Source organism: Streptomyces sp. NPDC006283, from assembly GCF_040613325.1.
Classification (GTDB): domain Bacteria; phylum Actinomycetota; class Actinomycetes; order Streptomycetales; family Streptomycetaceae; genus Streptomyces.
Window position 1 is genome coordinate 1 of sequence record NZ_JBEXRZ010000208.1, and the last position, 13,122, is coordinate 13,122.

At 70.4% G+C, this 13,122-nt stretch carries 13 protein-coding genes; 2 read left to right on the forward strand and 11 right to left on the reverse strand.

All coding sequences use genetic code 11. The features are described 5' to 3' along the window. Positions 1–117 precede the first annotated feature (117 nt). Complete coding sequence (locus ABZ070_RS29720) at positions 118–2,643, reverse strand: ATP-dependent Clp protease ATP-binding subunit (protein ID WP_356638437.1); 2,526 nt, start codon at positions 2,641–2,643, stop codon at positions 118–120. A 443-nt stretch (positions 2,644–3,086) separates the two neighbouring features. Here ABZ070_RS29720 and ABZ070_RS29725 point away from each other — a divergent pair, with 443 nt between their 5' ends. Next, a complete protein-coding gene (locus tag ABZ070_RS29725) occupies positions 3,087–3,656 on the forward strand; it encodes an SCO3374 family protein (protein WP_356638438.1) in 570 nt (189 codons plus the stop codon). Here ABZ070_RS29725 and ABZ070_RS29730 read toward each other — a convergent pair. The 10 genes from ABZ070_RS29730 to ABZ070_RS29775 form a co-directional block, all read right to left on the reverse strand. Continuing rightward, positions 3,635–3,970 (reverse strand): Lsr2 family protein, encoded by a 336-nt coding sequence (locus ABZ070_RS29730; RefSeq protein WP_356638439.1) that lies wholly within the window; start codon positions 3,968–3,970, stop codon positions 3,635–3,637. The two genes, ABZ070_RS29725 and ABZ070_RS29730, sit on opposite strands and share 22 nt — an antisense overlap. A gap of 158 nt (positions 3,971–4,128) precedes the next feature. After that, positions 4,129–4,656 carry an amino-acid N-acetyltransferase gene (locus ABZ070_RS29735; protein ID WP_356638440.1) on the reverse strand — a complete coding sequence of 176 codons (528 nt, stop codon included), beginning with the start codon at positions 4,654–4,656 and terminating at the stop codon, positions 4,129–4,131. A 9-nt stretch (positions 4,657–4,665) separates the two neighbouring features. Further along, positions 4,666–5,061, reverse strand: coding sequence for a BlaI/MecI/CopY family transcriptional regulator (locus ABZ070_RS29740; RefSeq protein ID WP_356638441.1), 396 nt, complete (start codon positions 5,059–5,061; stop codon positions 4,666–4,668). Between the two features lie 125 nt (positions 5,062–5,186). Then, a complete protein-coding gene (locus ABZ070_RS29745; RefSeq protein WP_356638442.1) occupies positions 5,187–5,360 on the reverse strand; it encodes a hypothetical protein in 174 nt (57 codons plus the stop codon). 14 nt (positions 5,361–5,374) lie between these two features. Continuing rightward, a complete protein-coding gene (locus tag ABZ070_RS29750; protein WP_356638449.1) occupies positions 5,375–5,956 on the reverse strand; it encodes a hypothetical protein in 582 nt (193 codons plus the stop codon). 185 nt (positions 5,957–6,141) lie between these two features. Further along, a complete protein-coding gene (locus ABZ070_RS29755) occupies positions 6,142–6,939 on the reverse strand; it encodes a type III pantothenate kinase (protein ID WP_356638443.1) in 798 nt (265 codons plus the stop codon). Next, the gene (nadC, locus tag ABZ070_RS29760) at positions 6,939–7,946 is read right to left on the reverse strand and encodes a carboxylating nicotinate-nucleotide diphosphorylase (RefSeq protein ID WP_356638444.1); all 1,008 of its coding nucleotides are present in this window, start codon (positions 7,944–7,946) and stop codon (positions 6,939–6,941) included. Before nadC ends, ABZ070_RS29755 begins: the two co-directional genes overlap by 1 nt. A 2-nt stretch (positions 7,947–7,948) precedes the next feature. Then, positions 7,949–9,661 carry an L-aspartate oxidase gene (locus ABZ070_RS29765; protein WP_356638445.1) on the reverse strand — a complete coding sequence of 571 codons (1,713 nt, stop codon included), beginning with the start codon at positions 9,659–9,661 and terminating at the stop codon, positions 7,949–7,951. Beyond that, positions 9,658–10,719 carry a pantoate--beta-alanine ligase gene (gene panC / locus ABZ070_RS29770; protein WP_356638446.1) on the reverse strand — a complete coding sequence of 354 codons (1,062 nt, stop codon included), beginning with the start codon at positions 10,717–10,719 and terminating at the stop codon, positions 9,658–9,660. Before panC ends, ABZ070_RS29765 begins: the two co-directional genes overlap by 4 nt. Further along, complete coding sequence (locus ABZ070_RS29775; protein WP_356638447.1) at positions 10,716–11,636, reverse strand: DUF2520 domain-containing protein; 921 nt, start codon at positions 11,634–11,636, stop codon at positions 10,716–10,718. The genes panC and ABZ070_RS29775 overlap by 4 nt, the downstream gene beginning before the upstream one ends. A gap of 117 nt (positions 11,637–11,753) precedes the next feature. Between ABZ070_RS29775 and ABZ070_RS29780 the strand changes: the two genes are divergently transcribed. Next, positions 11,754–12,926 (forward strand): beta-eliminating lyase-related protein, encoded by a 1,173-nt coding sequence (locus tag ABZ070_RS29780; RefSeq protein WP_356638448.1) that lies wholly within the window; start codon positions 11,754–11,756, stop codon positions 12,924–12,926. Positions 12,927–13,122: the final 196 nt, after the last annotated feature.

A 13,122-nucleotide genomic window follows, 5' to 3' on the forward strand; every position in this document is an offset into this window, starting at 1 on the left:
GGCAAACACCTGCCCCCCTCCGTCACCCCTATCACCCCGCACCCCGAACGGCCCCGCGCCCTGAACCCCCCCGCGTTCCGGGCCCGGGCCCGTCACGTCATCCGGCCCGCAGGGCCGTTACGCGTCCTTCGACAGGTTCGGACCGGTCCCACCGGCCGCCTGCTCGATCGGCGGGACGTCCGGCAGAGCCGACTTCTCCTCGCCGCGGAAGGTGAACTTCTTCTCCTCACCCTCGCCCTCGGTGTCCACGACCACGATGTGACCGGGGCGCAGCTCGCCGAAGAGGATCTTCTCCGACAGGATGTCCTCGATCTCGCGCTGGATCGTCCGGCGCAGCGGCCGGGCGCCCAGAACGGGGTCGTAGCCCTTCTTGGCGAGGAGCGACTTGGCCGTGGGGCTGAGCTCGAGGCCCATGTCACGGTCCTTCAGACGCTCGTCCACCTTGGCGATCATGAGGTCGACGATCTGGATGATGTCTTCCTCGGTGAGCTGGTGGAAGACGACCGTGTCGTCGACACGGTTGAGGAACTCCGGCCGGAAGTGCTGCTTCAGCTCTTCGTTGACCTTGACCTTCATCCGGTCGTAGTTGGACTTGACGTCGCCCTGGGCGGCAAAGCCCAGGTTGAAGCCCTTGGAGATGTCCCGGGTCCCGAGGTTGGTCGTCATGATGATGACCGTGTTCTTGAAGTCCACGACGCGGCCCTGGGAGTCGGTCAGACGACCGTCCTCGAGGATCTGCAGAAGGGAATTGAAGATATCGGGATGGGCCTTCTCGACCTCGTCGAAGAGGACGACGGAGAACGGCTTCCGGCGCACCTTCTCGGTGAGCTGGCCGCCCTCTTCGTAGCCCACGTATCCGGGGGGCGAACCGAAGAGACGGGAAACCGTGTGCTTCTCGCTGAACTCCGACATGTCGAGGGAGATCAGCGCGTCCTCGTCGCCGAAGAGGAATTCGGCGAGCGTCTTGGAGAGCTCGGTCTTACCGACACCGGACGGGCCGGCGAAGATGAACGAGCCACCGGGACGCTTCGGGTCCTTCAGACCGGCTCGCGTACGGCGGATCGCCTGCGAGAGGGCCTTGATGGCGTCCTTCTGCCCGATGACGCGCTTGTGGAGCTCGTCCTCCATGCGCAGCAGGCGCGAGGACTCCTCCTCGGTCAGCTTGAAGACCGGGATACCCGTGGCGGTCGCGAGGACCTCGGCGATCAGCTCGCCGTCGACCTCGGCCACGACGTCCATGTCGCCGGCCTTCCACTCCTTCTCCCGCTTGGTCTTCGCCGCCAGCAGCTGCTTCTCCTTGTCGCGGAGCGAAGCTGCCTTCTCGAAGTCCTGGGAGTCGATCGCGGACTCCTTGTCGCGGCGGACACCGGCGATCTTCTCGTCGAACTCGCGCAGATCCGGCGGCGCAGTCATCCGGCGGATACGCATCCGGGAGCCGGCCTCGTCGATCAGGTCGATCGCCTTGTCCGGCAGGAAGCGGTCCGAGATGTACCGGTCGGCCAGGGTGGCGGCCTGGACCAGCGCCTCGTCCGTGATGGAGACCCTGTGGTGGGCCTCGTAACGGTCACGGAGACCCTTGAGGATCTCGATGGTGTGCGGCAGCGACGGCTCGGCGACCTGGATGGGCTGGAAGCGGCGCTCGAGGGCCGCGTCCTTCTCCAGGTGCTTGCGGTACTCGTCGAGCGTGGTGGCGCCGATGGTCTGCAGCTCGCCTCGCGCCAGCATCGGCTTGAGGATGCTCGCCGCGTCGATCGCGCCCTCGGCGGCGCCCGCACCCACCAGGGTGTGGAGCTCGTCGATGAACAGGATGATGTCGCCGCGGGTGCGGATCTCCTTGAGGACCTTCTTCAGGCGCTCCTCGAAGTCACCGCGGTAGCGGGAGCCGGCGACCAGCGCGCCCAGGTCGAGGGTGTAGAGGTGCTTGTCCTTGAGGGTCTCGGGCACCTCGCCCTTGACGATGGCCTGCGCCAGGCCCTCCACGACCGCCGTCTTTCCGACGCCGGGCTCGCCGATGAGGACCGGGTTGTTCTTGGTACGGCGGGACAGCACCTGCATGACCCGCTCGATCTCCTTCTCGCGCCCGATGACCGGGTCGAGCTTGGACTCACGAGCGGCCTGGGTGAGATTCCGGCCGAACTGGTCGAGGACGAGGGAGGTCGAGGGCGTGCCCTCGGCCGGGCCGCCTGCCGTGGCGGCTTCCTTGCCCTGGTATCCGGAGAGCAGCTGGATGACCTGCTGCCGCACCCGGTTGAGATCGGCGCCCAGCTTCACGAGGACCTGGGCGGCGACGCCTTCGCCCTCGCGGATCAGGCCGAGCAGGATGTGCTCGGTGCCGATGTAGTTGTGGCCCAGCTGAAGAGCCTCGCGGAGCGAAAGCTCCAGGACCTTCTTGGCACGGGGCGTGAAGGGGATGTGGCCGGACGGGGCCTGCTGGCCCTGGCCGATGATCTCCTCCACCTGCTGGCGGACCGCCTCGAGCGAAATCCCGAGGCTCTCCAGGGCCTTAGCGGCGACACCCTCACCCTCGTGGATAAGGCCCAGGAGGATGTGCTCGGTGCCGATGTAGTTGTGGTTGAGCATCCGGGCTTCTTCCTGAGCCAGGACGACAACCCGCCGCGCGCGGTCGGTGAACCTCTCGAACATCGTTAATCGCTCCTCAGAGCGGTCAGGCAGTAAGGGGTCGGTCCCCTCCCTGTCCTTCCGCAGCTTAGTCCCGCAAGCGGGGACCGCTCATTCCAACTGCCGACACCCGTCTGTGGCCTCCTGACCCCTGAACGCCGACAACTGCTCCAACCCGATGGTGCGAGACGATGTTCCCGCAGGCCAGGCAGTTACCCTCTCCGCCACTACGCCGATGGCGAACGTGAGACTGTCCTGCGAGCGTGTCGCCCCTCCCCACTAGGAATGTCTTACCCGCCGGCACTGACAGTCCATGCGGCGCGCACCCCCTGCCTCAGCTACGGGCGAACAACCTTGCGCCACCCGGCGCGCTTTCACGCACCCGCTTTCGCGACCGAGTGCTACGGAAGTCGCACTCTGTGTGACGGTCGGCGTAACCCACCACCCTGATTCGGCGTTCCGGGGACATGGCCCTCACTGTCCCGTCCCCCCGCGTGCCCTTCGAGGGCGACGCAGCGCAGTGGTACCGCAGTGAGCTCGGCTGGGCGGCGACGGAGGGCAGTCCCGTGGAACTGACGACAGGGGTGCATTTCGACGTGCTCGATGTACCCGCGGAGGCCGGAGCCGCGGTGCTGAGCCGCGTGGCCGGAACCGGTCCTGTGGCCCTCGCCGGGCCCAGAATGCAGCTGCTGGTGGCTGTGGGCAGCGCCGAGGAGCTGCCCGGACTCCTGGACTGGCTGGAATGGGGCGGGGTCGAGCTCGACCTGACGGCCACCGGCGCGGGCGGGCGGGTGACCGCCCCGCCGCCTCCCGGTTGTGCCGGCGCCCTGGAAGCCACCGTATGGCTGCGTCCCCCCGTGCCGGGGTGCGAGGCGGAGCTACCGGCTCTCACCGGCCTCGGGGGCAGTGGTGATGCCCCCGACCTCGCACGGCTCGTGGACACGGCGGCGACGGAGTGCCACCGCGTCCGACTGCTGCATACGGCACGCCGCTCGAATGCACGACGGACAAAAACTCAGCCGTTGGCCTTCTCGTAGGCCTCACGTACCGTCGCCGGAACGCGGCCGCGGTCGTTGACCTCAAAGCCGTTCGCCTTCGCCCAGGCGCGGATTTCGGCGGTGTCCTTGTTGCCGCCGGTCGCCGCGCGGCCCTTGCCGCGACCGGTCGCGGCACGGCCACCGGTACGCCGGCCGCTCTTCGCGTACGGCTCGAGCAGGTTGCGGAGCTTGTCCGCATTGGCGGTGGTGAGATCGATCTCGTAAGTCTTGCCGTCCAGTGCGAACGTCACCGTCTCGTCCGCCTCGCCGCCGTCGAGGTCGTCGACAAGAAGGACCTGAACCTTCTGTGCCACCGGATTTCCTTTCATCGAAAATGCAGTACGCGGAAAGGAAACCGCTTTTCCCTGAAAAACACAAACCCTTGGCAGAGGTTCAGAACCGCGAGAACACGGGAAACATGCGCGATTCGGACATAGGGATCCGTAGCTTGTGACGATCCGCCTTGTGACGATCAGAGGTGCAGAAGCATCCGGCTGTTGCCCAGGGTGTTCGGCTTCACTCGTTCGAGCCCCAGGAACTCCGCGACGCCCTCGTCATAGGAACGCAGGAGCTCTGCGTAGACATCGGTGTCCACGGGCGCCTGTGCCTCTCCGATCTCGACGAAGCCGTGCTTACCGAAGAAGTCGACTTCGAAGGTGAGACAGAAAACCCGGCGCACTCCCAGCCTGCGCGCAGTGGCCACCAGCTTCTCGAGAACCTGATGACCGATGCCATGCCCCTTGAAGGCGGGGTCCACGGCGAGAGTGCGTACTTCGGCGAGGTCCTCCCACATCACATGGAGGGCACCGCACCCGACAACCAGGCCGTCCTCGTCGCGTTCCGCGACCCAGAACTCCTGGATGGCTTCGTAAAGCGTCACCGTCGCTTTGTCGAGCAGGATGCCTTCGCCGACGTACGGGTCCACGAGCCGGCGGACGTCCGGCACATCGCCGGTCCTCGCACGCCGGACTGTGAAGGCATTTGCTGCGGCATAAGGCATGACCTGACGCTATCGCCCCGAAGCCCCCGGGTCCTCGGGGGCCTCGCTGCCCTGGACCAGGCGCACGGCGGCTCGCAGCGCCTCACGCTGCTCGGGGGACATCATGCCGAAGAAGGCGACAAGGGCGGCCGCGGGGTTGTCGCTCTTCGACCACGCTTCGTTCATCAGTGCGGCCGAGTAGGCGGCGCGGGTGGAGACCGCCGTATATCGATAGGCCCGGCCCTCGACTTCCCTGCGGACCCAGCCCTTCTGATGGAGATTGTCCATTACCGTCATGACCGTGGTGTAGGCGATGGACCGTTCCTGCTGGAGGTCTTCCAGCACTTCTCTCACCGTCACCGGCCGGTTCCATTGCCAGATCCGGGTCATGACGGCGTCTTCGAGCTCTCCCAATTGGCGGGGCACATCGCCACCATAGTGGGAGATCGATGATGAACCGACTATTGACGTAACAAAAAGGACGTACGGCGATGAATCCGCCGTACGTCCTCCGGGTTACGCCCTCTGTGTTGTCGTATCGTTCGCCTGCGTCAGGCGTCGCGCCCGGCCTGCGGGCCGGACTTGGCGCGAGCCAGCGCCGCGTCCACGACGGCGTCCTCCTTGGCCTTGTTCGGGCCGCCCTGGCTCTTGACGATTGTCACGACCAGACCGATGAAGAAGACGGCCATCACCACGGGGGGCACAAGCGCGGATACGTAGTCCATGACGACCAGAGTAACTAGCCGACGGCCCACTGCCCCGGCGGGGGCACGGGCTTGCGGCGCGGCGGAAAGACCTCCGACGGCTTGGGCACAGGGCGCTCGTCCGGTGCGGGCGGCTTGGGCTGCGGCTTCGGCTTCGGCTCGTCGGCGGCACGGCCACCGGGGAGAGCGAGAAGCCGGGCGCGGCGCGGGCCGGCGGGCGTGGCGGGCGCCGGCACCGTGACGGTCCGGCCGGCCAGCCTGCTCCGCACCGACCGCTCGGCCAGCTCCTGGCAGCGGCGCAGAACGGCCGCGGCGGCCGGGTTGCCGCGCAATGAGCGCAGCGCTGCGAGATCGTCCGGGCGGGGGTCGTAGCCGGCGGCCAGGGCGTCCTGGAGTCGTTCCAGATAGCCGGTGGCCGTACCGGGCAGGGCGTCACGGTAGCGGGCGAGGTCGGCGAGGAGGAACGCACGCAGTCGGCCTGCCTCGCGTACCGCCTCGTCGACGGAGTCGGCCAGGCGCAGACACTCCTGGACGTCGTGGTCGGCGAGGGGGACGGGGTGAAGGGCGACGGCGAGGGCGCGTCGGAGCACACGCAGCTCGTCCGCACCGAACGCCATGCCGCCACGTGATCCGTATGGCGTGGGCATGCCCCGACGATACGTCCTAATTGGACAAAATCCTCTTAGCGTCACAAAAGGGTTCGCGTGTCGCTCCGATCGGCCTCCCGCCCGGGACGGCCGAGGAGCGGTGCGCCGGGGGCCCGGTCGCGCGCGGCGGCGCGACCGGTGCAGAGCATGTGGTGTCAGAGGCGGGAGACGTTGCGTTCGTAGACCAGGCGGAGGCCGATCAGGGTCAGCCACGGCTCGTGTTCGTCGATCGCCGCCGCCTCTCCCAGCACCATCGGCGCCAGCCCGCCCGTGGCGATCACCGTCACGTCGTCCGGGTCCTCGGCGAGCTCGCGCTTCATGCGCTGGACGACACCGTCCACCTGGCCGGCGAAGCCGTACACGATGCCCGACTGCATCGCCTCCACGGTGTTCTTGCCGATCACGCTCCGCGGGCGGGCCAGCTCGATCTTGCGCAACTGGGCGCCCTTGACGCCGAGTGCCTCGACGGAGATCTCGATGCCCGGCGCGATCACCCCGCCCGCGTACTCGCCGCGTGCGCTGACCGCGTCGAACGTCGTCGCCGTGCCGAAGTCGACGACGATCGCGGGCCCCCCGTACAGATCCACCGCCGCGACCGCGTTGATGATGCGGTCCGCGCCGACCTCCTTGGGGTTGTCCATCAGGATCGGCACGCCGGTCTTGATGCCGGGCTCGACGAGAACAGCCGGGACGTCGCCGTAGTAGCGGCGGGTGACCTCGCGCAGCTCGTGCAGCACGGACGGGACAGTGGAGCAGATCGCGATGCCCTCGATACCGTCGCCGAGTTCGTCGCCGAGCAGCGGGTGCATGCCCATCAGGCCCTGCAGCAGCACGGCGAGCTCGTCCGCGGTGCGACGGGAGTCCGTGGAGATGCGCCAGTGCTCGACGATCTCCTCGCCGTCGAAGAGCCCCAGAACGGTGTGGGTGTTGCCGACGTCGATGGTGAGCAGCATCAGCCCTCGACCTCACGGAGGTCCAGGCCGATGTCGAGGATCGGGGAGGAGTGCGTCAGCGCGCCGACCGCGAGGTAGTCGACGCCGGTTTCCGCGTACGCGCGCGCGTTGTCCAGCACGAGGCGCCCGGAGGACTCCAGCACCGCGCGGCCCGCGACGAGCGTTACGGCCTCCTCGGTCTCTGCGGGAGTGAAGTTGTCCAGCAGGATCAGGTCGGCGCCGGCGTCGAGGACCTCCCGGACCTGGTGGAGGGTGTCCACCTCGACCTCGATCGCAAGGTCGGGGAAGCGGTCCCGCACGGCTTTGAAGGCTTCCGCCACGCCCCCGGCGGCGACCACGTGGTTGTCCTTGACCAGTGCCGCGTCGGACAGCGCCATGCGGTGGTTGACGCCGCCCCCGCAGCGCACCGCGTACTTCTCCAGGGCGCGCAGGCCGGGCGTTGTCTTGCGGGTGTCCCGGACCTTGGCCTTGGTGCCCTCGAGGACGTCGGCCCAGGCGCGCGTGGCCGTCGCGATGCCCGAGAGGCGGCAGAGGATGTTCAGCGCGCTGCGCTCGCCGGTGAGCAGGTCGCGGGTGCCCGCGGTGACGGAGAGCAGTTTCTGGCCGGCCTCGACGCGGTCGCCGTCCTCGACGTGCCGCTCCACCTCGAACTCGGTGGTGCAGACGATCGACAGGATCGCCTCCGCGACCCGCAGGCCCGCGACCGTGCCCGCCTCGCGGGCGGTGAAGTCGCCGGTGGCGACGGCGTCCTGCGGGACGGTTGCCGCGCTCGTGACGTCGATGCCGCCGTCGAGGTCCTCCTCGATGGCCAGGTGTGCGATGTCCTCGACCTGGACGGGGTCGAGCCCGGCTTCGGCGAGGAGCGTGGCGAGGGCGGGGTCGAGACCGCACTCGTACACCTCTTCGGCGCAGCCGCAATCGTCCCCGCAGCCGCCGCCGGCGGCCGGGGCGCCGATCTGGATCAGCGGTACGTCCACGGGGCTCGGACGTTCATCGGGCGTGCTCACGGTTACGGCTCCCTGGGGGCGTCGGGGACGGACAAGGTATCGGTGTGGGGGAAGGCGGTTCCCCCGGTGCGCCGGACGACGAGCCCGCGGTCGGGCGCGAGCCGTACGACGAGGTGGCGGCGCCAGTCGGCGTCGTCGCGCTCGGGGCGGTCCTCGCGCCAGTGGCAGCCGCGGGTCTCCTCGCGCTCCAGCGCGGCCGTGGTCAGCACCCGCGCCACACACAGCAGGTTGGAGGTCTCCCACGACTCGACGCCGGGCTCCGCCGCCTTGCCGGATCCTTCGCGGTCCTGCGCGGCGTTCACGTACACGTCCTCGAGCGCGGCGGCCGCCGCGGCGAGCGACTCGGCGGAGCGCAGCACACCCGCGCCGTGCGACATGATCCGCTGGATCTCCGCCCGCGCCTCGGGGGCGATGAGCGGCAGCAGGGACGGTGCCTCGGGCGGGGCGGGTGCGACCGCCGGCCAGGGCCGCAGGGAGGCGATGTCGGCGGCGATGCGCTCCGCGAAGACGAGGCCCTCGAGCAGGGAGTTGGAGGCGAGCCGGTTCGCGCCGTGGACGCCGGTGCAGGCGACCTCGCCGCAGGCGTACAGGCCGGGAACGGTGGTGCGGCCGTGCAGGTCGGTCCGGACGCCGCCGGAGGCGTAGTGGGCGGCCGGTGCGACGGGGATCGGCTCCGTCACCGGGTCGAAGCCGTGGGCCCGGCAGGCGGCGAGGATCGTGGGGAAGCGCTGCTCCCACATTTCGGCGCCGAAGTGGCGGGCGTCGAGGTACATGTGGTCGGCGCCCTGTTCGTGCATCCGCCGCATGATGCCCTTGGCGACGATGTCGCGCGGGGCGAGCTCGGCCAGCTCGTGCTGCCCGGCCATGAAGCGGACACCGTCGCCGTCGACGAGATGGGCGCCCTCGCCCCGTACCGCCTCCGAGACCAGCGGCTGCTGGCCCTCGCTGTCCACGCCGAGGAACAGCACGGTCGGGTGGAACTGCACGAACTCGATGTCGGAGACCTCCGCCCCGGCGCGCAGCGCGAGCGCCACGCCGTCGCCGGTGGAGACCGCCGGGTTGGTGGTCGCGGAGAAGATCTGGCCCATGCCGCCGGTGGCCAGCACCACCGTGGGGGCGTGGACCGCGCCGACGCCGTCGTGCTGGCCCTCGCCCATGACGTGCAGGGTGATGCCCGCCGTGCGGCCCTGCGCGTCGGTGAGCAGGTCGAGGACCAGGGCGTTCTCAATGGTGCGCAGGCCCTTGTCGCGGACCGCGTCGACGAGCGCGCGGGAGATCTCCGCACCGGTCGCGTCGCCGCCCGCGTGCGCGATACGGCGGCGGTGGTGGCCGCCCTCCCGGGTCAGTTCGATCTCGCCGGAGGAGGGGTCGGTGTCGAAGAGCGCGCCCGTGGCGATCAGCCGACGGACGGCGCCCGGGCCCTCGGTGACCAGGGTGCGTACGGCCTCCTCGTCGCACAGGCCGGCGCCGGCGACCAGGGTGTCCTCCAGGTGCTGCTCGGGAGTGTCGCCGTCGCCGAGAGCCGCGGCGATACCGCCCTGGGCCCAGCGGGTGGAACCGTCGTCGAGGCGCGCCTTGGTGACGACCACCGTGTCCAGGCCCGTGGCGGCGCAGCGCAGCGCGGCGGTGAGGCCGGCGACACCGGAACCGACCACGACGACGTCTGCCTCGATGGCCCAGCCGGGGGCGGGGGCGGTCAGCCGTATTCCGGTCACTTGGAGGCTCCGTTGGTCAGGGCGGTCCCGGAACTCCCGGTCCGGGGATTCGCCGTCCCGAAATTCAGGGGGATGTTGTCGATGAGCCGGGTGGATCCGACCTTCGCGGCGACGGCCAGGACCGCGTCGCCGGCGTGGTCGTCGGCGACCTCCTCGAAGGTGGCCGGGTCGATGAGCGCCACGTAGTCCAGGACGAGCGGCGGGTCCGCCTTCGCGGCCTCGTCCAGGACGGCCCGTGCCGCCGCCCGAACGGCGTCGGCGCCGATGGCCGGCCAGGCCTGGGCGACCGCGTGTGCGTCGGCCGCGGCGCGGGCCTCGCCGAGCGCGGAGAGGGCAGCGGCACGTGCGGGTGCCGCGGGCACGACTTCCGCCCTGGCGTGCAGGGCCTGCTGGGCGGCCAGCCGGTCCCGGGCCGCGAACAGGGCACGGGAGAGGGCGAGCGCGGTCTCGCGCTCCGGCGCGGACAGGTAGCGGTTGCGGCTGGAGCGGGCCAGACCGTCCTCCTCCCGCACCGTGGGCACGCCCACGATCTCGACCGGGAAGTTGAGGTCTTCGGCCATCCTGCGGATGAGGGCGAGTTGCTGGGCGTCCTTCTGCCCGAACAGCGCCACGTCGGGGCGGGTGAGGTGCAGCAGCTTGGCGACGACGGTGAGCATGCCGTCGAAGTGGCCGGGCCGCGTGCTGCCTTCGAGGCGCTCACCCATGGGGCCCGCGGTGATGCGGACCTGCGGCTCCCCGCCGGGGTAGACCTCGTCGGCCGACGGGGCGAACACCACGTCGGCGCCCGCCTCTTCGGCCGTCGCGAGATCGGCGTCGAGCGTGCGCGGATAGCGGTCGAGGTCCTCGCCCGCGCCGAACTGCAGCGGGTTGACGAAGACGGTGACGATGACGAAGCCCTTGTCGCCGACGCGCTCGCGGGCGGCGCGGATCAAGGCGGCGTGTCCGTCGTGGAGGGCGCCCATGGTCATCACGACGGCGGTACGGCCCCGGGGGGCGAAGTGCCCGACCACGTATGCCAGGTCCTCACGCGTCGGTACCAGCTCGAAGGCGCGGCTCATCGCAGGTCTCCCTCGGCCAGGACGCCCAGCAGATCCTCCGCGAGCTCCGGTTTGAGCATGCCGTGCGCGAGGGCGCGGTCGGCGGTCGTACGGGCCATCGCCAGATACCCGGAGACGGCGGCGGGCGCGTGCTTGCGCAGCTCGGCGACGTGCGCCGCGACCGTGCCGGCGTCGCCGCGGGCGACCGGGCCGGTCAGGGCGGCGTCTCCGGACCGCAGGGCGTTGTCCAGCGCGGCGCCGAGGAGGGGGCCGAGCATCCTGTCGGGGGCGGCGACCCCCGCGGTACGCAGCAGGTCCATCGACTGGGCGACCAGGGTGACGAGGTGGTTCGCTCCGAGGGCGAGTGCCGCGTGGTAGAGCGGGCGGTTCTGCTCCTCGATCCACTCGGGCTCGCCGCCCATCTCGATCACCAGCGCCTCCGCCGCCAGCCGCAGCTCCTCCGGCGCCGTCACACCGAACGAGCAGCCCGCCAGCCGCTGCACGTCCACCGCGGTCCCCGTGAAGGTCATCGCGGGATGCAGAGCCAGCGGCAGCGCTCCGGCCCGCAGGGCGGGCTCGAGGACCTTGGTGCCGAACCGTCCGGAGGTGTGCACCAGCAGTTGCCCCGGCCGTACGGCGCCGGTCTCGACGAGGCCGTCGACCAGGCCGGAAAGCGCATCGTCCGGGACGGTGAGCAGCACCAGCTCCGCGCGCGCGAGCACATCGGCGGGCGGCACCAGCGGCACGTCCGGCAGCAGCGCGGCGGCACGGCGCCGGGAGGCGTCGGACACTCCGGAGACGGCGACCGGACGGTGTCCGGCGAGCTGCAAGGACGCGGCCAGAGCCGGTCCCACCCGGCCCGCTCCGACCACACCGACGGTGAGCCGGGCGGGGCGGTCCCGCGGGTCGAGCGGTTCCTGTGCTGCTGTGGGATTCACGCGACGGTGCCTTCCGTTCCAGTCCGCAGGGGTACCGGACGATTTCTCGTCACGATGCTACGCCAGCGTTTCCGGCACCCCCGCAGTTGTCCACAGGCTGTGGGCGATGATCGGACCGTGACCGACACGAGTGAAACGAACGAGCAGGACCAGAGGAAGCGAAGGCTCACCGCGTGGCGCGCCTCCGACCGTGTACTGGCCCGGGGCTCCGCCGACCGGCGCATCTCGGAGCGTCTCGCGGAGCTCGCCGCCCACGCGGGCGACGTGTACGACCTCGACGACTGGACGGACGTGTACGGCAGCGGGGTCGTCGAGGAGCTGGAACGGCGAACCGCCGCGCTGCTCGGCTTCCCGGCCGCGGCGTTCTTCCCGACCGGCACGATGGCCCAGCAGGCGGCGCTGCGCTGCTGGGCGGGCCGCACGGGGAACGCGACGGTCGCGCTCCATCCGCAGGCGCACCCGGAGGTGCACGAACGCTCGGCCTTCTCCGTGGTGAGCGGACTGCGCACGGTCCATCCCACGACCGAGCCGCGGCTGCCCACCGCCGACGAGGTGCAGGACTGCGACGAGCCGTTCGGCACGCTGATGCTCGAACTGCCGCTCAGGGACGCCGGCTTCGTGCTCCCCACCTGGGACGAGCTGGTGGCGGTCGTCGACGCGGCGCGGGAACGTGATGCGGTGGTGCACTTCGACGGCGCACGTCTGTGGGAGTGCGCCCCGCACTTCGGCAGGCCGCTCGACGAGCTCGCGTCACTGGCGGACAGCGTGTACGTCTCCTTCTACAAGTCCCTCGACGGCATGTCGGGGGCGGCACTCGCCGGCCCCCCGTCGCTGATCGACGAGGCACGCGCGTGGCGGCACCGTTACGGGGGGCAGCTGTTCCAGCAGTACCCGGCCGCGCTGTCGGCGCTGCTGGGACTCGAGCGGGAGCTGCCCCGGCTGCCGTCGTACGTGGCGCACGCGAAGGTGGTCGCGGCCGCGCTCACGGACGCCTTCCGCGCTGCCGCCGCCCCCTGGTTCCGCATCAACCCGGCCGTCCCGTACACGCACCAGTTCCAGGTCTGGCTGCCGTACGACAAGGACGTGCTGAACACGGCGGCCCTGTCGCAGTCGGAGGAGACGGGCGTGACGCTCTTCCGCCGCTGGTTCTCGGAGGGCTGCCCGCCGGGAGTCTCCGTCACGGAGGTGACGGTCGCCGCCGAAGGCCTGGAGTGGACGGCGGAGGACGTGGCGGCGGCGGTGTCGGAGTTCATACGCCGCGTGCGGCTGGGTGTGTCCGCACCCGACTGACGCCACAAGCCGCGGAACGCGCTGTCGGGGGGCGGGGCCGGCCCGCGACAGCGAGCCACCGGCCCGCCGCCGGCCCGGGCGAACAGGCCAACGGGCCGTGGCCTGGATCGTGGGCCTCCTCGGACACCAGCTCGGCCTGCACGCACCCGGCGAGAAGGACCTCAAGGCCTCCGCCACCGTCATGCACCACCTGCTG